Origin of the sequence: Paracoccus sediminicola (assembly GCF_027912835.1) — a bacterium.
Taxonomy (GTDB): Bacteria; Pseudomonadota; Alphaproteobacteria; order Rhodobacterales; family Rhodobacteraceae; genus Paracoccus; species Paracoccus sediminicola.
The window spans coordinates 2081678-2104983 of sequence record NZ_CP115768.1; the positions used below are offsets into that span (position 1 = coordinate 2081678).

General features: G+C 64.7%; 22 protein-coding genes. 9 read left to right on the top strand and 13 right to left on the bottom strand.

The features are described from left to right. The first annotated feature begins 57 nt into the window (after positions 1 to 57). Positions 58 to 2247: a glycosyltransferase gene (locus tag PAF18_RS10300; RefSeq protein WP_271115634.1), complete on the top strand. Its 2190-nt coding sequence runs from the start codon at positions 58 to 60 to the stop codon at positions 2245 to 2247. On the opposite strand, the gene PAF18_RS10305 is transcribed toward PAF18_RS10300, so the two are convergent. Next, positions 2244 to 5066 (bottom strand): [protein-PII] uridylyltransferase family protein, encoded by a 2823-nt coding sequence (locus PAF18_RS10305; RefSeq protein WP_271115635.1) that lies wholly within the window; start codon positions 5064 to 5066, stop codon positions 2244 to 2246. The two genes, PAF18_RS10300 and PAF18_RS10305, sit on opposite strands and share 4 nt — an antisense overlap. A 200-nt stretch (positions 5067 to 5266) precedes the next feature. On the opposite strand from PAF18_RS10305, the gene PAF18_RS10310 reads away from it, so the two are divergent. From PAF18_RS10310 to ilvN, 3 genes are all read left to right on the top strand, one after another. Beyond that, positions 5267 to 6109, top strand: coding sequence for an arginyltransferase (locus PAF18_RS10310; RefSeq protein ID WP_271115636.1), 843 nt, complete (start codon positions 5267 to 5269; stop codon positions 6107 to 6109). A 165-nt stretch (positions 6110 to 6274) separates the two neighbouring features. Further along, complete coding sequence (locus PAF18_RS10315; RefSeq protein ID WP_271115637.1) at positions 6275 to 8020, top strand: acetolactate synthase 3 large subunit; 1746 nt, start codon at positions 6275 to 6277, stop codon at positions 8018 to 8020. Between the two features lie 11 nt (positions 8021 to 8031). Next, positions 8032 to 8592 carry an acetolactate synthase small subunit gene (gene ilvN, locus PAF18_RS10320; protein WP_271115638.1) on the top strand — a complete coding sequence of 187 codons (561 nt, stop codon included), beginning with the start codon at positions 8032 to 8034 and terminating at the stop codon, positions 8590 to 8592. A 27-nt stretch (positions 8593 to 8619) separates the two neighbouring features. Here ilvN and PAF18_RS10325 read toward each other — a convergent pair whose 3' ends face one another. The 3 genes from PAF18_RS10325 to PAF18_RS10335 form a co-directional block, all read right to left on the bottom strand. Then, on the bottom strand, positions 8620 to 8973 hold the full coding sequence (locus tag PAF18_RS10325) for a hypothetical protein (RefSeq protein WP_271115639.1): 354 nt from the start codon (positions 8971 to 8973) through the stop codon (positions 8620 to 8622). Positions 8974 to 9111: 138 nt separating this feature from the next. Next, positions 9112 to 10392: a DUF2254 domain-containing protein gene (locus tag PAF18_RS10330; RefSeq protein WP_271115640.1), complete on the bottom strand. Its 1281-nt coding sequence runs from the start codon at positions 10390 to 10392 to the stop codon at positions 9112 to 9114. A gap of 6 nt (positions 10393 to 10398) precedes the next feature. Further along, positions 10399 to 11175: a M48 family metalloprotease gene (locus PAF18_RS10335; RefSeq protein WP_271115641.1), complete on the bottom strand. Its 777-nt coding sequence runs from the start codon at positions 11173 to 11175 to the stop codon at positions 10399 to 10401. A gap of 102 nt (positions 11176 to 11277) precedes the next feature. On the opposite strand from PAF18_RS10335, the gene PAF18_RS10340 reads away from it, so the two are divergent. After that, positions 11278 to 11514 (top strand): DUF8831 family protein, encoded by a 237-nt coding sequence (locus PAF18_RS10340; RefSeq protein ID WP_271115642.1) that lies wholly within the window; start codon positions 11278 to 11280, stop codon positions 11512 to 11514. On the opposite strand, the gene PAF18_RS10345 is transcribed toward PAF18_RS10340, so the two are convergent. Beyond that, entirely contained in the window at positions 11511 to 11777 is a 267-nt protein-coding gene (locus PAF18_RS10345; RefSeq protein WP_271115643.1) for a DUF167 domain-containing protein, read from the bottom strand. The genes PAF18_RS10340 and PAF18_RS10345 overlap by 4 nt on opposite strands. Positions 11778 to 11867: 90 nt before the next feature. Here PAF18_RS10345 and PAF18_RS10350 point away from each other — a divergent pair, with 90 nt between their 5' ends. Continuing rightward, positions 11868 to 12440 (top strand): nitroreductase family protein, encoded by a 573-nt coding sequence (locus tag PAF18_RS10350; RefSeq protein WP_271115644.1) that lies wholly within the window; start codon positions 11868 to 11870, stop codon positions 12438 to 12440. Further along, positions 12437 to 13153, top strand: a complete 717-nt coding sequence (locus PAF18_RS10355) for an EI24 domain-containing protein (protein WP_271115645.1) — start codon at positions 12437 to 12439, stop codon at positions 13151 to 13153. Before PAF18_RS10350 ends, PAF18_RS10355 begins: the two co-directional genes overlap by 4 nt. Here PAF18_RS10355 and PAF18_RS10360 read toward each other — a convergent pair. After that, positions 13110 to 13379, bottom strand: coding sequence for a DUF1467 family protein (locus tag PAF18_RS10360; RefSeq protein ID WP_271115646.1), 270 nt, complete (start codon positions 13377 to 13379; stop codon positions 13110 to 13112). The genes PAF18_RS10355 and PAF18_RS10360 overlap by 44 nt on opposite strands. Positions 13380 to 13559: 180 nt before the next feature. Between PAF18_RS10360 and PAF18_RS10365 the strand changes: the two genes are divergently transcribed. Further along, positions 13560 to 14291 (top strand): response regulator, encoded by a 732-nt coding sequence (locus PAF18_RS10365; protein ID WP_271115647.1) that lies wholly within the window; start codon positions 13560 to 13562, stop codon positions 14289 to 14291. 57 nt (positions 14292 to 14348) lie between these two features. On the opposite strand, the gene aspS is transcribed toward PAF18_RS10365, so the two are convergent. From aspS to PAF18_RS10390, 5 genes are all read right to left on the bottom strand, one after another. Continuing rightward, positions 14349 to 16124 carry an aspartate--tRNA ligase gene (gene aspS / locus PAF18_RS10370; protein ID WP_271115648.1) on the bottom strand — a complete coding sequence of 592 codons (1776 nt, stop codon included), beginning with the start codon at positions 16122 to 16124 and terminating at the stop codon, positions 14349 to 14351. 98 nt (positions 16125 to 16222) lie between these two features. Next, a complete protein-coding gene (locus PAF18_RS10375; RefSeq protein ID WP_271115649.1) occupies positions 16223 to 16918 on the bottom strand; it encodes a CPBP family intramembrane glutamic endopeptidase in 696 nt (231 codons plus the stop codon). Beyond that, positions 16891 to 17691 carry a glycoside hydrolase family 25 protein gene (locus tag PAF18_RS10380; RefSeq protein WP_271115650.1) on the bottom strand — a complete coding sequence of 267 codons (801 nt, stop codon included), beginning with the start codon at positions 17689 to 17691 and terminating at the stop codon, positions 16891 to 16893. The genes PAF18_RS10375 and PAF18_RS10380 overlap by 28 nt, the downstream gene beginning before the upstream one ends. Positions 17692 to 17867: 176 nt before the next feature. Beyond that, the gene (locus PAF18_RS10385) at positions 17868 to 18083 is read right to left on the bottom strand and encodes a hypothetical protein (protein WP_271115651.1); all 216 of its coding nucleotides are present in this window, start codon (positions 18081 to 18083) and stop codon (positions 17868 to 17870) included. Positions 18084 to 18143: 60 nt separating this feature from the next. Next, positions 18144 to 19523 (bottom strand): FAD-binding oxidoreductase, encoded by a 1380-nt coding sequence (locus tag PAF18_RS10390; RefSeq protein WP_271115652.1) that lies wholly within the window; start codon positions 19521 to 19523, stop codon positions 18144 to 18146. Positions 19524 to 19550: 27 nt separating this feature from the next. On the opposite strand from PAF18_RS10390, the gene PAF18_RS10395 reads away from it, so the two are divergent. Then, on the top strand, positions 19551 to 21293 hold the full coding sequence (locus tag PAF18_RS10395) for a chloride channel protein (protein WP_434802216.1): 1743 nt from the start codon (positions 19551 to 19553) through the stop codon (positions 21291 to 21293). Here PAF18_RS10395 and PAF18_RS10400 read toward each other — a convergent pair. Both PAF18_RS10400 and PAF18_RS10405 read right to left on the bottom strand, forming a co-directional pair. Further along, positions 21290 to 21970, bottom strand: coding sequence for an ABC transporter ATP-binding protein (locus PAF18_RS10400; protein WP_271115653.1), 681 nt, complete (start codon positions 21968 to 21970; stop codon positions 21290 to 21292). The two genes, PAF18_RS10395 and PAF18_RS10400, sit on opposite strands and share 4 nt — an antisense overlap. Then, a complete protein-coding gene (locus PAF18_RS10405) occupies positions 21963 to 23252 on the bottom strand; it encodes a lipoprotein-releasing ABC transporter permease subunit (RefSeq protein ID WP_271115654.1) in 1290 nt (429 codons plus the stop codon). The genes PAF18_RS10400 and PAF18_RS10405 overlap by 8 nt, the downstream gene beginning before the upstream one ends. Positions 23253 to 23306 lie beyond the last annotated feature (54 nt).

Consider the following 23306-nt stretch of genomic DNA (forward strand, 5'->3'; position numbering starts at 1 on the left):
TTAACGAAAATTTAAGATCCTGCGTGTCAAGCATGGTGAAACCATTGGGGATTCGCCATGTCGGTTCAAATCGTCCGCACGGACGCCTCGGCCAGTGATCCGCTTCGCCTGCCAATCGCGCCGCAGGCGGAAATAAGATCGCTTTCTGAACGCGACATGCGGCCATTGGGCCAGATTCTGCTGGAAGAGAATGCGGTCACCCCGGCGCATCTGCTGAAGGCCACGGTGATGCGGCGGCGTCAGGATGTGCCCCTCGGGCAGATCCTGCTGGCACAGGGCTGGGTCACCGAAGCCGCACTCACGCACGCGCTGACCCGGCAATGGCGTTGCGCGTCGGTCGATCCGGTGCAGATGCCGCCCGATCCGCGGCTGATAGACCAGCTTGGCGCGCGTTTTTGCGTGAAGAACGGCATCCTGCCATGGCGCCGGGCCGGCGGCGTGACCTTTATCGCCACTTCCCGCCCGGAAGCCTTTGCGGCATTGCGGGCCAGCCTGCCGGCTGATCTCGGGCCAGTGCGGATGCTGTTGGCCACTGAAACAGCGATCCACGCGGCTGTCATCGACAGCCGTGCCACCGCGCTGACCCGCCATGCCGAGCATAGTGTCGCGCCGGAGGAAAGCTGCCGCGGGCGCAGCGAAGCCCGCGCGGCGCGCGTCGCTCTGTCGCTCGTGCTCATCGGACTCGGCGCAGCGGTTCTCGCCCCGATCAGCGCGCTCGCGGCTGTCACCGCCTGGGCGTTGCTGACGCTGCTTGCCGGGACCGCGCTGCGGGTCGCGGCCTTCTGCGCCGTGCTGCGCCAGCAGGCGTCGTCGCGTGCCGAAAACCGCCTGATCGCCACTGTCACCAAGCCGCGCGCCGAGATGCGTGGCGCCCTGCCGGTGATCTCGGTGATCGTGCCGCTTCTTCAGGAAAGCGATATCGCCGACCGGCTGGTGATGCGGCTGTCCCGGCTGGATTACCCGCGCGAGCTGACCGACATCCTCTTGGCGGTCGAGGCGGATGACGATGTGACCCTCAAGGCGCTCTCCGCAACCCGGCTGCCGCGATGGATGCGGGTTGTGACGGTGCCGCCGGGACCGTTGAAGACCAAGCCCCGCGCCTTGAACTATGCCCTGAACTTCTGCCGCGGTGACATCGTCGGGGTCTGGGATGCCGAGGATCGCCCGGCTAGCGATCAGCTGCACAAGATCGCGCGCGGATTCGCGGCAGCGGCGCCGGACGTGGCCTGCCTGCAAGGTCAGCTTGATTACTTCAACCCACGCAGCAACTGGCTCGCCCGCTGCTTCACCATCGAATATGCGAGCTGGTTCCGCGCCAATCTGCCGGGCATCGCGCGGTTGGGTCTCGTGGTGCCGCTTGGCGGAACGACGCTGTTTTTCCGGCGAGACGTGCTGGAAAAGCTCGGCGGATGGGATGCGTGGAACGTCACCGAAGATGCCGATCTGGGGGTGCGGCTTGTCCGGCACGGCTGGCGCACGGAACTGATCGACACCACAACGGATGAAGAGGCGAATTGCCGCGCCTTGCCCTGGATCAAGCAGCGATCCCGCTGGCTCAAGGGCTATGCGATGACCTGGGCGGTGCATATGCGCAACCCGCTGAGGTTGTGGCGCGACCTCGGGGCACGGCGCTTCGTCGGTTTTCAGGTGCAGTTCCTCGGGACGATGTCGCAATATCTTCTCGCCCCGGTTCTGTGGAGCTTCTGGCTGCTGACGCTCGGCCTGCCGCATCCGCTGCGCGAGCCGCTGTCCCAGCTCTGGTCGGGCTATGCGATACCGGCCGTGTTTGCGATCTTCCTGGCCTCAGAAACGATCGGAATGGCGGTTAATCTCTGGGCGGTGCGCGGTCGAAAGCATCGCCATCTGATCTCCTGGGTGCCGCTGATGCATCTCTATTTCCCGCTCGGCTGCCTGGCCGGGTGGAAGGCGATCTATGAGGTGGTGACCAACCCGTTCTACTGGGACAAGACCGCGCACGGGGTATTCGAGGAAAACGAGCCCGAAAGGGCGGAGACCGGCGATTTCACCCGCATTCCGGTGCTCGGGATCATCGCCGACGAGACGACCGCGCGCGCCGCAAATGACCATGTCCACCACGCGCGGGAGAGCTGCAGCGCCGTTTTGGACAGCCATGAAACCAGTGGCTCGACGTGCGGTCACGAGGAAAACAGCGGCGCGGGGGATATTTGCGGTGTTGGCAATGCGCAGACCCTCACGACAGAAGAATTCGCGCGCGGCCGTGCCTAGTCGCTGTCGCTGCTGACGGCTTCTCCGCCCGTCGCGGGCAGGCCGCTATCGACGATCTGCCCCGCCGCCTCGACCATCTTATCGAGCCTTGCCCGCAAGGCGTCGAGATCCTCGGTGTCGGTTTCGCGCAGGAGAAAATCCTGTCCGCCCGCCCCAAGCTCTTCCATGCTGATGGGCTTCTCGCTGATCAGCCGGCCTGCCGCCTGAAGCCTCCACAGGAAACGCTGCGCAGATAGCAATGTTTCGGCTTCGTCGGCAGTGACAAAATCATGCCGCTTCCCGGCCCGGATCTGCGCCTCGGGACTGCGCGCCGGATCGCCGCCGCGCAGGGCGAAGCTTTGTGCGAGCAGCTCGATATCCTGAAGGCGACCGCGCCCGATCTTGGCCTCCCACGCGCCGTCAGGCGCCTTTGCGGCAAAGATTTTGTCGCGCATCTCTGCCAGATCCGGCAGCACCCGCGCATCGCTGCCGCGTTCGGACAACACGTCAACACGACTAGCCTCGACCTCGTCGGCGAGCGCATCCGCATCCGATCCGCAGGCGGCAACCACGCGGGCGCGAGTCAGGGCCAGATGCTCCCATGTCCAGGCTTCGGTCATCTGGTAGTTGCGGAAAGACTGCAGCGACGTCGCCACCGGCCCTTGCCGTCCCGAGGGGCGCAGCCGCATATCGACCTCGTAAAGCCTGCCATTCGCGGTCTGCGCGGAAAGCGCCGTGATCATCGCCTGAGTGAAACGCGAATACCAGGCGCGTGGCGCGAGCGGCTTGCGCCCGTCGGATTCCTCGACCCCGTCATCGTCATAGATTACGATCAGATCGAGATCCGAGGCCGCGTTCAGCCGCCGCGCCCCCAGAGACCCCATGCCCATCACCACCGCGCCCCGTCCCGGCGGGCCGCCATGCCGCGCCGCCAGCTCATCCACCACGAGCGGCAGAAGCGAGGCGATCGCGGCGTCGGCGATATCGGCATATTCCTGCCCCACCTGCGCCGCATCCGAGAGACCGCGCAGATGATGCACGCCGACCCGGAACTGCCATTCATGCGCCCAACGCCGCGCCTCGTCGAGCGCGCGCTCATAGCCGCCATCGCGCGCGTTCATCTGCTGGTCGAGCCGCTGCGCCAGATCCGCACGCATCGTCTCGTATCCGGGCCAGGGCGCGAAGAAAGTGCCGCCGAGCACCGCGTCGAGCACGTCGGGATGCCGCCCGAGATACGCCGCCAGCCCCGGCGCGGTGGCGCAGATATCGACGATCAGGTCGATCAGTGAGGGGTTCGCCTCGAAAAGCGAGAAGAGCTGCACCCCCGCCGGAAGTTTCTGCAGGAAACCGTCGAAACGCGACAGCGCGTCTTCGGAATGCGCGGCGCGGCTCATCCGGCCGAGAAGATCGGGCTTGATGCGGCGAAAGATCTGCTGGGCGCGGGCACTGCGCAGCGCCGGATAGCTGTCCCAGCGGTCGATGATAGTCTGGGATTGTTCGGAAATTTCCGGTAGCGGCGCGCCGTCGGAGGGCGCAAAAAACGCGTCTGTCAGCGTCTCGACGCGCTCAAGCCGGGTTCGCAAAGCGGCACTCCACGCGTCGGTATCGGCTTCGCCCATCATCTGCGAGATCACCTCCAGCCCCTCGCGATCCTTCGGAAGCTCGTGGGTCTGGGCGTCGTTCACCATCTGTATGCGATGCTCGATATCGCGATGCCGGCGATAGTGATCCGACAGTTCCTCGGCGATGTCCTGCGGAACCCATTCCTTGGCGGCAAGCGCGGCGAGCGCCTCCACCGTGCCCCGCAGCCGCAGATCCGGATCACGCCCCCCGGCGATGAGCTGGCGGGTCTGGGTGAAGAATTCAATCTCGCGAATGCCGCCCTGGCCGAGTTTCATGTTATGGCCGGGCACGGCGATCTTGCCGCCCAGACTTTTGTGATCACGTATCCGCAAACGCATATTATGCGCATCCTCGATCGCCGCGAAGTCGAGATGCTTGCGCCACACGAAGGGCCGCAGATCGGCGAGGAAGCGCGTGCCGGCGTCGATATCGCCCGCGCAGGGTCGGGCCTTAATAAAGGCCGCGCGTTCCCATGTGCGACCCTCGGCCTCATAATATGAGAGCGCCGCCGAAGCCGAGAGGCAGACCGGCGTCACCGCCGCATCGGGGCGCAGCCTGAGATCGGTGCGGAACACATAGCCATGGGCGGTATTGTCCGAAAGTGTCGCCGCTGCCTTGCGGGTGACCCGGATCAGCGCGGCGCGGGCCTCTTGGCGGTCGGCCTCGTCATAGGCCTCGTCGTCAAAGAGCATGATGAGATCGATATCCGAGCTGTAATTCAGCTCGCCCGCGCCCATCTTTCCCATCGCCATGGCAAAGATGCCGCCCGCCTCCGCATCGGTTTCGGGCAGCTTGCCGCGCTCTTGTTCACGCCGGAGATGGACGCGCAGCGCCAGATCCGTGGCCCGGTCGGCCAGGTCTGTCAGCGTCCCGGTGACTCGCTCCAGCGCCCAGACCCCGCCGAGATCGGCCAGCCCTGCCAGCAATGCCACCCGTCGCTTCGCCCGCCGCAGCGCAACGCCCAGATCCTCTGCGCCGAGATCGTCGCAGCCCTCCAGCTCCGATGCGACCGGATCGTCGGCGGCGGCCGCAAGCGCGTCCGGCAGCCACTCGCGTTCCTTCTGCATCAGCGACCACAGATAGGGGCTGCATCCTGCGGTGCCTCCGATCAGATCGACCAGACCCGCATCCAGCCCGCCGAACATCGCGCGCGCCTCTTGCGCACGGTCGGCGTCATGCGGGATCGGCTGGCGGGTGATGGCGTCGGCAAAGCTCATGGGCGGAGTAAGGCAATTCCCGTTTCCGAGGTCAATCGCCGCGATGCGTCTCGGGGCTGCGGAATATCCCGCTTGGCGCGGAGCCAGTCTGTTGCTACCGTCTTGAAGGGATAATGGCATTTGCAGGGATGAATGACGTCAGATAGCGGCAAACTGGCCCGTTTTGGACGGGCACAAGGCGCGACCGAGCGGAGTGTGCGATGCGCCATACGCTGACTCATGCCCCGCAATTCTACGTCACCGCACCGCAGCCCTGCCCCTATCTGCATGGCCGGGCCGAGCGGAAGCTGTTCACGGCGCTGCATCCCGGCAACGCGCAAGAGCTGAACAACGCGCTGTCGCGGCAGGGCTTTCGCCGCTCGCAGAATGTGCTGTACCGGCCGAGCTGCGAAAGCTGCGTGGCCTGCATGTCGGCGCGCATTCGGGTGAAGGATTTCGCACCTTCGCGCACGCAGCGCCGGGTCGCGCGGCGCAACGCCGATCTGAACCGGCTGACCACCACAGCCTGGGCCACGGAAGAGCAGTTCGATCTGTTCCGCCGCTATCTCGATCAGCGCCATGCCGATGGCGGGATGGCGGATATGGATATCTTCGAGTTCGCCGCCATGATCGAGGAAACCGCCGTGCGGACGCGGGTGATCGAGTATCGCGGCGCCGATCTCTTCGAAGGCGATTCGGACGAGGCCGATCCGGTGATGTCCGATCCTGATCTGGGCGCGGTTTGCCTGACAGACGTTCTGGATGACGGGTTGTCCCTGGTCTACAGCTTTTTCGACCCGCGGCTGAGTGCGCGCAGCCTTGGCACGCATATCATCCTCGATCACGTCGATCTCGCGCGGGAGAGCGGTCTGCCCTATGTCTATCTGGGTTATTGGGTGCCCGGCAGCCGCAAGATGGATTACAAAGCCCGTTTCGGCGCGCTCGAGATCTATAAGGGCGGGGTCTGGCAGGACATCGGCAATCCCGCCGATCACTGTGATGAAGCGCATCCACTGGCGGTAGATCCGATCGTCGAACAGGTGGCGCGGATCGACCTTCCCTGAGCGCGCAATATTATTGCGCCACACGGCGATTTCGGGTCACTTTCGTGAAATTTTGGCATTGACGCTTCGGCGCGGCCCTCCTAGTTTGCGGCGGCGCGGCACAGCAAATGCTGCAATATTCTGCAGTGCGCGGGGTGCTGCAATCACAGGATGAGGATGGGTCAGATGTCCCGAAAGATGACGGGTGCGAAAATGGTTGTCGAAGCGCTGCGCGATCAGGGCGTCGACACGGTATTCGGCTATCCGGGTGGGGCGGTGCTGCCGATCTATGACGAGATCTTTCAGCAGAACGACATCAAGCATGTTCTGGTGCGGCATGAACAGGGCGCGGTGCATATGGCCGAGGGCTATGCCCGCTCGACCGGCAAGCCGGGCGTCGTGCTTGTGACCTCGGGCCCCGGCGCGACGAATGCGGTGACCGGGCTGACCGATGCGCTGCTCGACTCCATCCCTCTGGTGGTGCTGTCGGGCCAAGTGCCGACCTTTCTCATCGGCACGGACGGGTTTCAGGAGGCTGACACGGTCGGCATCACGCGCCCCTGCACCAAGCATAACTGGCTGGTGAAGGAACCTTCCCAGCTCGCCAAGACGATCCATCAGGGATTCCGCGTTGCCACATCGGGCCGCCCCGGCCCGGTGCTGATCGACATTCCCAAGGATGTGCAATTTGCCGAGGCCGAATATCTCTCGCCCAAACAGGTCGAGACCGGCCCCTATCAGCCGCGGAAGAAGGGCGATATCGACGCCATCACCCGGCTGGTCGAAGAGATGGAGCGGGCAGAGCGTCCGATCTTTTATACCGGCGGTGGCGTGATCAACTCCGGCCCGGCGGCGAGCCAGCTTCTGCGTGAATTGGTCGAGGCGACCGGCTTTCCGATCACCTCGACCCTCATGGGGCTTGGCGCCTATCCGGCCTCGGGCGAGAAATGGCTTGGGATGCTGGGGATGCACGGCACCTACGAGGCCAATCTCGCGATGCATGGCTGCGACCTGATGATCGCCGTCGGCGCGCGCTTCGATGACCGCATCACTGGGCGCGTCAATGATTTCAGCCCCGGCTCGCTGAAGGCGCAGATCGACATTGACCCGTCAAGCGTGAACAAGGTCATTCATGTTGACATCCCGATCCAGGGCGATGTCGGTCATGTGCTCGAAGACATGCTGAAGGTCTGGACATCGCGCGGCCGTAAGACCCGCTCTGACGAGCTGCGGCAATGGTGGGTGCAGATCGAGCAATGGCGGGCGGCAAACTGCCTCGCCTATACGAATTCCGACAGCATCATCAAACCGCAATACGCGGTCGAGCGGCTGGAAGCGCTGACCAAGGGGCATGACCGCTATATCACGACCGAGGTGGGCCAGCACCAGATGTGGGCCGCGCAGTTCATGGGATTCGAGGAACCGAACCGCTGGATGACCTCGGGCGGTCTGGGGACAATGGGCTACGGGCTGCCCGCGTCGATCGGCGTGCAGGTCGCGCATCCCGACGCGCTTGTCATCAACGTGGCGGGCGATGCCTCCTGGCTGATGAACATGCAGGAAATGGGCACCGCCGTGCAGTTCCGTGCCCCGGTCAAGCAATTCATCCTGAACAATGAACGGCTCGGCATGGTCCGTCAGTGGCAGGAGCTGCTGCATGGCGAACGTTACAGCCAGAGCTGGTCCGAAAGCCTGCCCGATTTCGTGAAGATGGCCGAGGCATTCGGCTGCAAGGGCCGCCAGGTCAGCGATCCGGCCGAGCTCGACGACGCGATCCGGGAGATGATCGATTATGATGGCCCGTTCATCCTCGACGTGCTGGTCGAGAAGCACGAGAACTGCTTCCCGATGATCCCCTCGGGCAAGCCGCATAACGAAATGCTGTTGTCGCCCGAAGCCGAGGCGTTCAGCGGCGGCGCGGCACTGGTGTAAGGAGCGAGATCATGGCGGCACTCAATATCAGGCAAGGCGCGACAAGCCATTCGGCCTATGATCTGCGCGACCCGAATGCCGATATCGTCGAGCGGCACACGCTCGCGGTCCTGGTCGAGAACGAGCCGGGCGTTCTGGCGCGGGTGATCGGGCTTTTTTCGGGACGAGGCTACAACATTGACAGCCTGACCGTGGCAGAGACCGACCACGAGGGTCATCTGTCTCGGATCACCATCGTGACCCGCGGCACGCCTGCGGTGATCGAACAAATCAAGGCGCAGCTTGGCCGCATCGTCCCGGTGCGCGACGTTCATGATTTAACCGCCGAGGGACCTAGCGTCGAACGGGAGCTGGGGCTGTTCAAGGTCGCCGGGTCGGGCGATCACCGGGTCGAGGCGCTTCGTATCGCCGAAATTTTCCGGGCGAATGTCGTGGATTCGACGCTGACCAGTTTCGTCTTTGAGATCACCGGCACGCCGGAAAAGCTGGATGCCTTTGCCGATCTGATGCGGCCCCTGGGGCTCAGCGATCAGGCGCGCACCGGCGTTGCGGCCTTGGCGCGAGGGGTCTGATCGGCCGGGCGCCTTCTCAAAGCTGTTTCAGGAATTCACGGCAGAAGACAGCATTTCTTCGGGATGATCGGCCACGACGCGCAGGGGCGGGACCTTGTTGCGCGATACCACGTGAAGATGCGGTGCCGGGCGGCTGGTCTGTCCCAAGAGTGCGTTGGGGATGTTGGGGCAGACATTCGACGCGATGACACTGACCGACCGGGCGTGACGAAGATTTCCGACCGTCTCGCATTCCAGCCGTAGCAGATCGCCGGGGACCGGCCATTCCGCGTCGCCGGCCAGGCAATCACCACCGCGAAGATAAGCGAGCGGTCCCTGATCCTCGCACCAGATGACCGCCTTTTGGCTGCATTCGCTGCTCCAGATCACGACTCCGATCATTCAACCGCTCCCATCCAGTGAACCGAGTATAAGCAGATCCACTTATGATTACCTTGCTACATAGCGGATTTTCGCCGATCGCGGAAGGCAATTCGCAACGACATGCAAATTAGTTCCCATAAGTGACGCGGCGTCACATCACAAAGCCGTGTGCAACTTCCGATTGCGGATATGAACCATTTTTTTCGAGAGTGTGTCAAGTTGTAATGGCTGCATTCCTGACCTTTCCGCGTGATAAGCAACAAGCTCTACGATCTCTGCCGCTGCGGTGCCATAATATTCCGGTTTTAGCTTGGTGAGCGCATGAAGCGCGTCGATAAGCGCGCTCTGCACCTCGAACATGCCGCCAGCATCGCGAGCCAGCGGGGCAAAGGCGGCACGGACCATATCGGCGGCGCTGATTTCACGCACATGCAGCAGCGGTCGGCGAGCTTCGTGATCCGTCGCGACCGGACCGGTGCGGGTCAGAAGCCGCAACTGGCGCTGGATCACATCACGCGCCGTGCCGGGATCGTTGACCGCAGGAGACAGGGCGCGCTGCGCCACCTCGGTCATCGCCTCGATGCCGTGGATCGGGTCCTGCTCGAAGCTGTTGGTCTGTCCGATGGTCAGGCAATTCATCAGCCGCTTCATCAGCGTCTCACGATCTTCCGCCTCGCCGAGGCCAACCACATGCATCACCGGCCGCGCGGCATGAACGCGCGTGCCCGGAATGGCGTCCAGATAGATGGTCAGCCCGTGCTGCTCAGCCAAGGATTGCAGCGTGCCCGCGTCGACATGCCGGACCCTGCCGACATCCGGCGTCAGCAGCATCTCGGCCTCTTCCGGCGGCGCGCCGGTCCAGGGCTGCCCCCCGAGCCAGGGGTAATCCTCGCGGTTCTCCACCGCGCGAAGCGCCGCTGCCTCAAGCCGGTCCAGCACATCGCGGATCTGGCCGAGATCGCTGAGAACCTCGATCCAGTTCATCAGCGCCACGATGACCAGCACCACGACGATCCCGGTCGCCGCAAACACCACCACCCGGCCAGAGCCGCCATAGACCCCGGTCTGCAACATGATGATTCCGACCAGGCTAAAGACAAAGGCGCCGATAAAGGTCGACAGCACCGTCTGACTGGCCGAATCGCCAACGATCAGCGGCAGCGCGCGCGGTGTCGCGTTCTGCTGCGCGTTCGTCCAGGCATTGACCAGTGTCGAGAGCGAAAAGATCGTCACCGCCAGCATCGTCGTGGCGATGATCTGAAGCATGGTGCCAACCGCCTCTGTACCAAGACGATAGGCCATCCAGTCGGGGATGAAGGGCCGCAGCAGCAAAGCGACCAGAGCCGTCGCCACGCCCATGACCGCGAAAGCCAGCACCCGAACCCAGATCCGCCCGATCAGCTCTTGCAGGCGGAATGAGAGTTTGGACCAGCTCACCTCGCGTTACCGCGTCCGTCCTGCCCTGACATCCTCGACGGCCCTGCGCACTTGGGCCATGCGTGAGGCGCGCGACGGATGCGAGCCAAGAATGCGATCACCCGGATCGGGCATGCGGCGGAAGAACTCGGCCCCGTTCACCGGATCATAGCCGGCATTCATCGTGACGATCGCGCCCATATAGTCGGCCTGAAGCTCCCAGTCGCGGGAATAGACTCGCGAACCGACCGAGGCGCCGACACGCTGGATCGAGCTCACCGTGTTGGAATCGGCGCCGGCCGCGGCAGCCAGCCCGCCCAGGATGACCGCCCCCGCCGTGGCCGAGCTCGCCTTGCGGTCTAGATGGTTCAGGATGTGGTGGCTGGCCTCGTGACCGACAACGAAGGCGAGTTCATCCGCATTCTGCGCCGCCGCGATCAGCGAGACGGTGAAGCCGATGATCGGACGGCCCGAACGGTCGAGCGTCTGGAACGCGTTGGGTTCGAGATCCAGCCGGTCATCGACGACGAACTGATAGTCGCAGTTGATATTCGATGTCCGCCGCGCCGCGCATTCCCGCTCGACCGCAGGCTCCATCTTGCGGATCACGCTGAGGAAGTTATTGGCCGCCTGGCGCGGCGACTGCGGCGTCGTCGCGGAGGGCCGGGTGACAGTGGTCTCTGCCGTGTTGCGGGTCGGCGCGGGAACGGGTGGTCTGTCCGACACCTCGACAGGGGCACAGGCGGACAGCGCGGCCGCGCCGATCAGGCTGAGGGCGGCGAGGCGGAGATTTCTGGATAACATGTTCACTCTCGGCTGACGGGTCTCGGAAAGAATAGACAAGCCCCCCTTGCGAGGCAAACCACTTCCGGTCACGCTGGCGGAAAGTTCAGGATGAGAGGGCCCATGTTCACCATCGAACACGATTTCGACGCCACGGTCATCACCCTGATCGACGAGCCCGAGCAGGCGCCGTTGCAAGGCGATGTCATCATCACCGCCTTCGATGATCGCGTCGTGCTGCGTCAGGATGAACCGGATGGCGACCGCTACAGCGAGATCACCCTGAGCGCCCGCCAGCTCGACGAGCTGCGCGCGGCGTTGAATCTGCCCGAGGGCGGGTATCGGCTGGATCGGCGCTAGGGCAGCACCTGGATAGACTTGTCCCGCGACGTCGCTCCGCGGATCAGGCTCAGCCGCGATGCGGGGATCCCGAGCGCCTTGGCGAGCAGCTTGACCACCGAAGCCGTCGCCCTGCCCTTTTCCGGCACCGCGGTCACTGACACGCGGATCAAGCCGCTTTCCGCGACCGCGATCCTGTCCGCCGATGCACCCGGCGTGACGCGCAGATCCAGAATCGCACCCGGCACGGCGAGATGGCGCAGATCGGGGAGGTTCCGGAGCATGTGACGATGCCTCTGCCGAAGCGATGCCGGCGTCAAGCCTTGGCGGGGTCGGGTCTGTCCACTAGATCTACCGGCGAAGGAGATCCGACCATGGACCAAGCCAAGATCAGCGCACTCGACTTCCTGCGCACCCGCCGCTCGCACCCGCCTGCCCTGTTGCGTCCGCCCGGCCCATCGCCCGACGAGTTGACCGACATACTGACGCTTGCGGCGCGCGCGCCCGATCACGGCAAGCTGGAGCCGTGGCGATTCGTGGTGATGCGCGGCGCCGTGCTGGAAAGGCTCGCCCCTCTGGTCGAAGCCGACAGCGCCGCCGCCGGGAACCCGCCCGAGAAGGCCGCGAAACATGGCAACGCGATGCGGGTCCCCGTCGTGGTGGCGGTGGTGTTTTCGCCCGTCGATAGCGACAAGGTTCCGGAATGGGAGCAGTTTCTTTCGGCGGGCGCAGTGTGTCTGGGGCTGGTCAATGCGGCGCTGGCCTCGGGCTTTGGCGCAAGCTGGCTGACCGGCATGGCCTCGCAAGATGACTTTGCGCGGCGGCATCTTGGGCTTCAGCCGGGCGAGCGTATCGCAGGGCTGATTCATATCGGCTCGCCCGGTCCCAACCCACCGCCCGAGCGCCCGCGCCCCGATATCGCCGCCAAGACCACGGTGCTGGAATGATCTCCACCCAGGCCCTTCTGCGCGGGTGGGCCGATATGCTGCGCCCGCAGATCTTCGGGCTTGTGCTGCGCGGTATGGCTCTGACCATCGGGCTGTTCTTGGCGCTTCAGATCGGATTGTTCTGGGCGCTGCGGCTGTTTGTCGAGGGCAGCGTCACCTTGCCGATCTGGGGCGACATCACGCTCGGCCCGGCTCTGAGCTGGGGCAGCCTGGCGTTGTTCCCGATTCTCGGCTTTTTCCTGATGGCGCCGGTCGCCGCCGCCTTCTCGGGTCTGTATACCGAACGTGTCGCCAGCCGGGTCGAAGCCGTCCATTACCCGCAGCGCATTGGGGCCGAGCCGGATTTCTGGGACGGGCTGCTCGAAGCGCTCCCGGTGATGGGCGCGGTGCTTCTTGTGGGGATCGTGTCGCTTTTGGCAACGCCTTTTCTCGGCCCCTTCGCGCCAGTGCTGTTCTACGGTGCGAATGGCTGGCTGCTCGGGCGTGAATTCTTCCAGACCGCCGCGCGGCGTCATTTGCGCGCCTCAGAGGCGACTGCACTTCGCCAAAGCCGAAGCCTCAGCGTCACCTTGCTGGGGGTGATGATCGCCTTCGGGCTGACCGTTCCATTGGTGAATATCGCTGTGCCGGTGCTGGCTTCGGCGGCGTTCACGCATCTGTTCCACCTGCTCAGCGGACGAGCTGGTCCCAGTTCATCACATCCTCGCGGGTGAACACACCGCCCAGGATCAGCCACGCACATCCGCCCCAAAGGACGGCGGAGATCACCGTGCTCCACAGCATCTTTCGGCCGAGATCGGCGCGATGCGGCGCACCGGCATGGGTGCCGGGCACAACCTCGCCTGCTTCCTCCTGACTGACAAGACCGATAGGCAGCAGGATGAACAGGGTGAGGAACCATAGGACTGCGTAAAGCACGATGCCGCCGGTGAGATTCATCTGATCGCTCCTGGATCGAGCGGGATGGCGTGGGGCAATGATGCCGCGCGGCCCCGCGTTTCACCGCGTTATCTAGGCATATCGCGCCGGAAAGCCAAGGAAAACCGGGGGTATTAACGCTCCCTTAGCGATTCGCGCACTAGCCTTGGGGTTCAGATGATTCCATGAGGGGATGGATGAATGCAGACTGAAACAAATTCACACGCGGCCCAGCCACAGCTCTGGCAGGCGCAGCTTCCCGGGCGGCCTCTGTCAGGGCTGACCGTGCTCGTCGTTGAGGATTCCCGGATCGCGTCCGAGGCGATGCGCCTTCTCTGCCTGCGGTCGGGTGCGCGGATTCGCCGCGCCGACAGCCTGCGCACTGCCATGCGCCACCTGCAAACCTACCGGCCAAGCGTGGTGATCGTCGATATGGGACTGCCCGATGGCAACGGTGCCGATCTGATCGGCAAGATCCGCGCGCTGGGGACGCAATCTCCGGTAGTTCTGGCCATATCGGGCAATCCCGACACCGAGGACGCGGCGCTTGCGGCCGGTGCGGCGGGCTTCATGATCAAACCCATCGAAAATCTGGCGGTATTTCAGCAGACCCTGCTCGCAGCCCTGCCCAGTCACGAATTGCCCAAGGGGTTGCGTGTCCTGCCCAACGATATCGTGGCCCCGGACAAGACCGCCCTGCGGCAGGATCTGACCCATGTGGCCCAGGTTCTCGCCGCGGCAGAGGATGGCGAGGCGATCGGCTATATCGCGCGCTTCCTGACCGGCGTGGCACGCTCGGCGCATGACGCGAAACTCGCCGAGGCTGCGGCGGCGCTTGCCCGCGACCATCAGGCGGGGCGCGGGGTTGCCACCGATCTGACACGGATCAGCGGTCTGGTGCATGACAGGCTGGCGGCGGTCGCCTCGGCCTGAGCGGCTTTTGCGCCTCCCGGTCCTTCGACGCATCAAGCGCGTGACCGGGCGGCGGGGTCACTCCTTAGGCAATACTCTCAGGCGAAGCTCGCGAAGCTGTTCGTTGGTCGGCTCTGACGGGGCATTCATCATCAGATCCTCGGCGCGCTGGTTCATCGGGAACATGATGACCTCGCGGATATTCTGCTCATCCGCGAGCAGCATCACGATCCGGTCGATCCCGGCCGCGCATCCCCCGTGCGGCGGTGCGCCATAGCGGAACGCCTTGACCATCCCGCCAAAGCGATCCTCGACCTCTGACGCCGGATAGCCCGCCAGTTCGAAGGCCTTGAACATGATTTCCGGCTTGTGGTTCCGGATCGCGCCCGAGATCAGCTCATATCCGTTGCAGGCGAGGTCATATTGATAGCCCTTCACCGCCAGCGGATCGCCCGACAGCGCCTCCATCCCGCCCTGCGGCATCGAGAACGGGTTGTGCGAGAAGTCGATCTTGCCCTCATCCGTCTTCTCATACATCGGGAAATCGACGATCCAGGCGAATTTGAACTGGTTTTCGTCGGTCAGACCCAACTCGCGCCCAATTTCATTGCGGGCACGACCGGCGACGGCTTCAAAGGTTTCGGGCTTGCCACCAAGGAAGAAGGCCGCGTCGCCCGCGCCCAGACCAAGCTGCTGGCGGATCGCCTCGGTGCGCTCGGGGCCGATATTCTTGGCGATGGGGCCAGCGGCCTCGGTGCTGCCGTCATCCGCCTTGCGCCAGAAGATATACCCCATCCCCGGCAGGCCTTCCTTCTGCGCAAAGGCGTTCATCCGATCGGCAAACTTGCGGCTGCCGCCCGTCGGCGCGGGAATGGCGCGCACCTCGGTGCCGTCCTGCTCCAGCAGCTTGGCGAAGATCGCAAAGCCCGAGCCGTGGAAATGGTCCGAGACCACCTGCATCTCGATCGGGTTGCGCAGGTCCGGCTTATCGCTGCCGTATTTCAGCATCGCCTCGGCATAGGGGATGCGCGGCCAGTCGGCATCGACCGGGCGGCCATTGCCGAATTCCTCGAACAGGCCCTGAATGACGGGCTGGATGGCGTTGAAGACGTCCTCCTGCTCGACAAAGGACATTTCGACATCAAGCTGATAGAAATCCGTGGGCGAGCGGTCGGCGCGGGGGTCTTCGTCGCGGAAACAGGGCGCAATCTGGAAATAGCGGTCGAAACCCGCCACCATGATCAGCTGCTTGAACTGCTGCGGGGCCTGCGGCAGCGCATAGAACTTACCCGGATGCAGCCGCGACGGCACAAGGAAGTCGCGCGCCCCTTCTGGGCTGCTGGCCGTGATGATCGGCGTCTGGAATTCCGTGAAGCCGGTATCCCACATCCGGTTGCGCAAGCTGCGGATCACCTTCGAGCGCAGCATGATGTTGTTGTGCAGGCTCTCGCGACGCAGGTCGAGGAAGCGATAGGTCAGCCGGGTTTCCTCGGGGTAATCCTGATCGCCGAAAACCGGCAGCGGCAGTTCGTCGGCAGGGCCGAGCACTTCCAGTTCGGTCGCGTAAACCTCGATATCGCCGGTCGGCAGCTTGGGGTTGCGCAACGCCTCGTCGCGCATCTTCACGCGGCCATCGATGCGGATCACGGTCTCGGCGCGCAGCTTTTCCATCGCGCCGAAGGCCGGGGAATCGCTGTCGGCCAGCACCTGCGTCATGCCGTAATGGTCGCGCAGATCGACGAAGAGCACGCCCCCGTGGTCGCGGACCCGGTGGACCCAGCCCGACAGGCGGACGGTTTCCCCGGCGTTCTCGGCTCTCAGATCGGCGCAGGTGTGGCTGCGATAAGCGTGCATGGCGGACCTCTTTCGTTCAGCCCCCGCATGAACAGCGCAAGGGGGCGGAAGTCAAGCCGGGCCGAGGGGTTTCCGGGCCAGCTAACCATCCCTCACACTCAGAAGGGCCGCACCGCATTGCCCGAGTAGAAATACACCCCCATCCCCACCGCGAAGAGGATGTTGCCCGCAATCGCATGCAGCGCCCAGACCCAGGGGAAGCCGCGCTTCAGATAGCCGACGGCGAAGGCCATCCCGCCAAAGAAGGTGAACACGGCGACGATCCAGCTCCAATACATCAGATGGGCGAGGCTGAAGATCGCGGCATTCGCCAGCACCGCCTGCTGCGGGCCGTTGAAGATGCGCCCGTAGCGATGAAAGAACAGCACCCGGAAAATCAGCTCCTGCGGGAGCGCGGAAAGCAGCGGGTAGAACAGCCAGATCACCAGCAGGAATTTCGGATTGCTGCGCAGGAAGGAAAACAGCGCCTCGGGCCGGGTGATATACATCACCGCGACCGAGGCCGTGAAGGTAATCGCCGCGAAGCCCAGGAACAGCCGCCAGTCGAACCGGCCCCAACCGCGCAGCAGCGCGCGCCAGTCGAAACCGCCGGTGAACCACAGCAGCGCCAGCCCGGCGAGCGAGAACAGGAACAGCGCCTCGAACAGCTCGGATGGTGGCAGGAACAGGGCGATGGCCACCGGAATCGCGATGAACAACGCGGCGAATTCGACCGTCAGCCAGAGCCGCCCACCCTCTCCCGGGCGGCGCCAGACAAAGCGACGCCTCAGCGCACCATTCGCCGGTTCAGCCATTGCCGCCATTGCCCCACGCTGCCGGCGAAGGCGTTCAGATCCGCGTCGCCGCGAATGCCGGGAACGCTGCCCGTGCCGCTATATTGCCAGAAGGTCCAGTTCTGACCCGGATAGATGTTGCGCGGATGATCCGCGACCGAGCGCAGCCAGAATTCGGCATTCAACCGCCCGATTCCGGTCTCGCGGTAGAAATCCACCGTGGTGTAGACGACCGGCCGCTGCCCGTAATGCTGCTGAAGGATCGACAGGAACACATTTGCTTCGCGCAGGATCTCGGCCGAACCGGGACGGCGCGGGCAGGTTCGCGAATTTGTCCATTCGATATCCAGCACCGGCGGCAGCGAGCCTGCCTCGCGCGGGACATTGCGGATGAACCAGCGCGCCTGCTCGGCCCCCGAGCGGCAGAAATAATAATAGTGATAGGCGCCGCGCGGAATACGGGCCGCGGCGGCCTCGCGCCAGTAACGCTGGAAATTCGGATCGCTGTGATCGCCGCCCTCTGTCGCCTTGATAAACGCGAAGCTGACGCCAGAGCCGCGCACCTGACCCCAGTTGATATCCCCCTGCCAGCGCGAGATATCGATCCCGTGAACCGGGAGGTTGTAGGGATGTCCGTTTCTCCAGGTATGCGGTTTATTGTCCCCGAGCCTTGGCACCGCTCCGCCGACCCAACCCGGATCTCCTCCTGGAACGACGACCTGTCTCTGACCGCCGCCACATGCTGCGAGCAGCAGCAGGGCGATGGCTGACAGAATGGTAGCGATGCGCGACATGAAACCCCCGTTTAACTTTTTGCCGTTATCGCAGCGGGCGGGGGCAAAGTCACGATATGGCGACGGTCACGAATCTGTCAGCGCTCCTGCATGCCGGGTGGCCGTGGCTGTGCGCGCGGACCGCCAGAAGCAACGCGACGTCGCGTCACGAAACAGACCGCCTCCGGCGGTGGGGGTCATTCCACCTCTTCGGCGTTCTCTTCGGTGACTTCGGCATCAGCGACAGGTTCCGAGGTGGTCACGGTTTCCTCATCGCTCACATCCTCGGAGTCGAACACGCCGAATATGAACAGCGCCAAAATGACGACAAGCACGGCGACAACCATGCCGATCAGCGCGGGGGCGTGGTTGCGGGCTTGCTTTTCGACGGGCGCGTCGGGGCCTTCGGACATTGAACTCTCCTGTCTGGATATGTGGATAACAACCCGCCCGCAGCGCGGCGGTTCCGCGCGTCAGTTGCGATCGGGCAGCATCTTGCCGGGGTTGAGAATGTCATGCGGATCGAGAGCCGACTTGATCGCGCCCATCACCGACAGAGCCGCCCCGTGCTGCGACGCCATGAAGCCGCGCTTGCCGATGCCGATGCCGTGTTCGCCGCTGACCGTGCCGCCGACCTCAAGCGCGCGGCGCGCCATGGCATCGGCGGCTTTCTTGGCACGGGAAAGCTCGGCCTCATTGCCCGGTTCGACCAGCATCAGCGTATGGAAATTGCCGTCGCCGACATGGCCGACGATATTGCCGAGAAGCCCGGCCTCCTCCATATCCGCTGCCGCAGCCTCGACCGCGCCGGGCAGTTCGGACATCGGCACGCAGACATCTGTGACCACCCCGGTCGCGCCGGGCCGCAGCTTGAGCGTCGCCCAATAGGCAGCGTGGCGTGCCTCCCACAGCCTGTGGCGGTCCTCTGGCGTCGCGGCCCAGTGAAAGCCCTGCCCGCCGCAGTCCCCCGCGATTTCTCCGAAAGCCTCGGCATTGGCGCGCACCCCATCGGGAGAGCCGTTGAACTCGACCATCAGATGCGGCTGCTCGGGGTAATCGCTGCCGGAATGAAGATTCACCGCACGCATCGCGACCGCGTCCATGAACTCGATCCGGGCCATCGGAATGCCGCTCTGCATGGTCATCGTCACGCAGTTCACCGCGTCCTGCATCGTGCCGAATGTGCAGACCGCGGCCGAGACATCCTCGGGCTGGCCATGCAGCCGCAGCGTCAGTTCGGTGATGATGCCGAGCGTCCCTTCCGAGCCGACCATAAGCCCGGTGAGGTCATAGCCCGCGCTCGATTTCGCAGCCTTGGTGCCGGTGCGGATCACCGTGCCGTCCGCCAGAACCGCCTCGAGCGCCAGCACCGCGTCGCGCATCGTGCCGTAACGCACCGCCATCGTGCCTGAGGCCCGCGTCGCAGCCATTCCGCCAAGCGATGCATTCGCTCCGGGATCGATCGGAAAGAACAGCCCCGTCGCGCGCAGATCGGTGTTCAGCGCCTCGCGGGTGACGCCGGGCTGGACGACGGCCAGCATATCTTCCGGCCGGACCTCCAGCACCCGATCCATGCGCATCAGATCCAGCACCAGCCCGCCGCGCGTGGCAAGCGCATGCCCTTCCAGCGAGGTCCCGGTGCCCCAGCCGATCACCGGGCAGCGATGACGATGGCAGATGGCCAGGATCTGAGAGACCTCGCCGGTGGTTTCGGGCCATGCCACCGCATCGGGCGGCGGCGCCCGGTGCCAGGTTTCGGACTGGCCGTGCTGGTCGCGGTCGGAATCCTTCTGTGACAGGCGATCCCCAATCACCGCGCGAATTTCGTCGAATGCGGACTGATGGTTGACCATGGCTGTCCCCTTTTGCTTGATGCCAGCATGGCCCAAGCAACGCCGCCGCGAAAGCCCAAGAACGACGCACCCACCGGCCACTGGCTGACCGGAGGATTCCCGCAGATGCGCAATCATGCGGGGCGTGCGATGCATATCCTGCGCACGCGCGGCCCCAGCCAGATGCAGTTCTGGGTGCTGGCCTTGCTGATCGGGATTGGCGCCGGGCTGGCGGCGCTGTTCTTCCGGCTCGGGATCGACCTGTTGCAGCGCACGGCATACGGGATCGACGATCAGGCGCTGCGCAATGACGCACATCGTCTGCCCTGGTGGTGGCTGATCGCGGTACCGACCCTGGGCGGGCTGGCCGTCGGGCTGATCCTCGACCGCTTCACCACCGACAACCGCGCCCGCACCGTCAGCGACGTGATCGAGGATGCCGCGCTGGAAGGCGGCCGGGTCGAGCAGCGCGAGGGTCTGGCCTCGGCAGCGGCCTCGCTCATCACGCTCGGCACCGGCGGATCTTCCGGGCGGGAAGGGCCGGTCGTGCATCTGGCCGGGGTGATCTCGACATGGTTTGCGGCGCGGATCAATGCCAGCCCGATGACGGGCCGCGAGCTTCTGGGTTGCGCCGTATCCGGCGCGGTCGCGGCCAGTTTCAACGCCCCCATCGCCGGTGCGCTTTTCGCGCATGAGGTGATCCTGCGGCATTTCTCGGCCCATGCCTTCGCACCCATCGCCATTTCAGCCGTGGCGGGGACGGTCATCAACCGACAGGCCTTCGGCGGCGCGACGGAATTCTCGCTCCCGCGCGAACCTGGTCTGGGATTCTATGTGGAACTGCCCGCCTTTATGCTGCTTGGCCTGGTCTCGGCGCTTGTTGCCGCGGCGCTTGTCTGGGCAATCCTGCGCGCCGACAACACTGCGACGGCGCTGATGCAGCGCAGCGGCTGGCCCCGCTGGATGCGCCCGATGATCGCCGGCAGCCTGCTGGGGGTCATCGCTATTCCCTTCCCCCATATCATCGGCGTCGGCTATCAGACCACTTTCGCGGCGCTCAGCGGAGCGTTCGGGCTGGGCGAGGTCGTGGTCTTTGCCGTGGTCAAGGTGCTTGCCGTCGCGATCACACTGGGCGGGCGGATGGGCGGCGGGGTGTTCTCACCCGCGCTTGTCCTCGGCGCGCTGACCGGGCTGGCCTTCGGGATGATCGCGACCTCGGCCCTGCCCGAACTTTCCGGCGGGACCACCATCTACGCCATGGCCGGCATGGGCGCAGTGGCGGCGGCGGTTCTTGGCGCGCCGATCTCGACCGCGCTCATCATCTTCGAGATGACGGGCGACTTTCAGACCGGGATTGCGGTAATGGCGGCGGTGTCGCTGTCATCTGCGCTTGCCTCGCGGCTGCTCCACCGGTCCTTCTTCCTGACCCAGCTCGAGCTGCGCGGCATCCATGTCGCGGAAGGCCCGCAGGTCTGGCTGCCTCAGAAGATGCGGATCAACTCGCTGATGCGCGCGCCGGATGCAGAAAACGCCCCCGCTCCGGATCTGGTGCGCAACCTTGCGATGTCCGGGCGGACACTGGTTGATGGGGCAACGCTGGATCTGGCACTGGCCGAGTTCAAGCGCCTCGGCGGTGCCTTCCTGCCCGTCATCCGCCCGGCCGAGCCGCGCCCGCCCGAGGCCATCGGCCCTCCCGCCCCGCCCGAGATCATCGGGGCGCTTTACCATGTCGATGCGTTGCAGGCGCTGAATCAGGCGCTGTCCGACAACGCCGCCGAGGAACATGCCTAGACCGGCGTGACCCGCCCCTGTTCCAGCCGAACCACGCGATCCATCCGCCCGGCAAGTTCGAGGTTATGGGTTGCGATCAGGGCCGAAAGCCCGGTGCCCCGGACCAGATCCATCAGCACCGCAAACACCCGATCCGAGGTCTCGGGATCGAGATTGCCGGTCGGTTCATCCGCCAGCAACAGGGCCGGACGGTTCGCGAGCGCACGACAGAAGGCGACACGCTGCTGTTCCCCACCGGACAGCGCAGCCGGGCGGTGGCCGGCGCGGTCCTTCAGCCCGACCCGGTCCAGCAGTTCCGCTGCACGGGCCCTGGCCTCGGCCTCCGCCACCGCGTTGGCAAGCTGCGGCAGGATGATGTTCTCGGCGGCGCTGAATTCGGGCAGAAGATGGTGGAACTGGTAGATAAAGCCCAGATCCCGGCGGCGCGCGGTGGTGCGCACCCGGTCGGCTTCGCCGGTCAGATCGGCGCCGTTCAGGGTCACCGAGCCGCTGTCAGGCGTGTCGAGCAGCCCCGCGATATGCAGCAATGTCGATTTCCCCGCTCCGGACGGCGCGACAAGGGCGACCACCTCGCCCTTGCCGACGCGCAGATCCAGCCCGCGCAGCACTGCGATTTCTCCGGGCTGGCCCTTGTTATAGCTTTTCCCGATGGCGCTCAGTTGCAGCACGTCACTCATAGCGCAGCGCCTCCACCGGGTTCATCCTCGCCGCGCGCGAGGCGGGGAAGATGGTGACAAGGAAGCTCAGCGAAAGCGACAGCGCGACGGCCTTGGCGATGTCGATGGCGCGCAGCTTGGCGGGCAGTTCATAGATGCCGCGCACCGAGGCATCCCAGGCGCCGCTGCCCAGAAGCGACATGATGTGATCGACATTCAGCGACACCAGCACGCCGAGGATCACCCCGGCAATGGTGCCAATGATGCCGGTGAAGGCGCCGCAGAGGAAGAACACCCGCAGCACCGAGCCTTCGGTCAGCCCCATCGTGCGCAGGATGCCGATATCGCGGCCCTTGTTTTTCACCAGCATGATGAGGCCCGAGGTGATGTTCATCGTGGCGATCAGCACGAGGACCGAGAGGATGATGAACATCACGTCATCCTCTATGTCGAGCGCCCGCAGGAAGCTGCCCGAGCTGTCCTTCCAGGTCCAGATCTGCGCCCCTTCCCCAGCGGCGTCGAGCAGCGGCAGGGTCCAGTCCTGGATGCGCTCGGGGTCGCCGACATAGACCTCGATCTCGTCGGCGGCACCCTCGCGGTTGAAATAGCTCTGCGCCTCGGCCAGCGGCAGATAGACCCGTGTACGGTCAATGTCGTAGCGCCCGGCGGTGAAAATATACGTTACCTCATAGGCATTTACGCGAGGCGTCGTGCCGAACGCGGTCTGCGCGCCTTCCGGGGCGATCAGGCGGATGCGGTCGCCGATGGTGACGCCGAGTTCACGCGCGATGCCGGAGCCGATGGCGATGCCGTTCTCGAAATCGGCGATGTCGCCGATACCGGTCTCGGGGTCGGCGATGCGCGGAATGGCCTCCAGATTGGCGGCGCTGATGCCGAAAACCTCGGCCACATTGGCGCCGTCATTGGCCGTCGCCATGACCTGTCCCTTGACGACCGGCGCGGTGCGGGTAACACCGTCGATGGCGGCGAGACGCGCGGCCATTTCGTCGTAATCGGTGATGCGACCGGCCTGTGTATAGATCTCGCCAGTCAGTTCGTTTTCAAAGCTGGTTGGCGACATATAGACAGTGGTGTGAGCGTTGGCACCAAGTATGGTGTCGACAAACTCGGCCCGGAACCCTGTTCGCACGGCCAGCGTCACGATCAGCGCGGCCACGCCGAGCGCAATTCCGATCAGGCTGATCCAGGTCATCACCGACACCCCACCCTCGGCGCGGCGGGCGCGGAGATAGCGCCAGGCGATGAGGAATTCGTAGCGGGAGAAGGGTCTGGGGGTCGGCATCTGAGATCCTCGGCTTGCGCGCGGAACCTGATGGGAAACGCCGAAAAGCGCAAG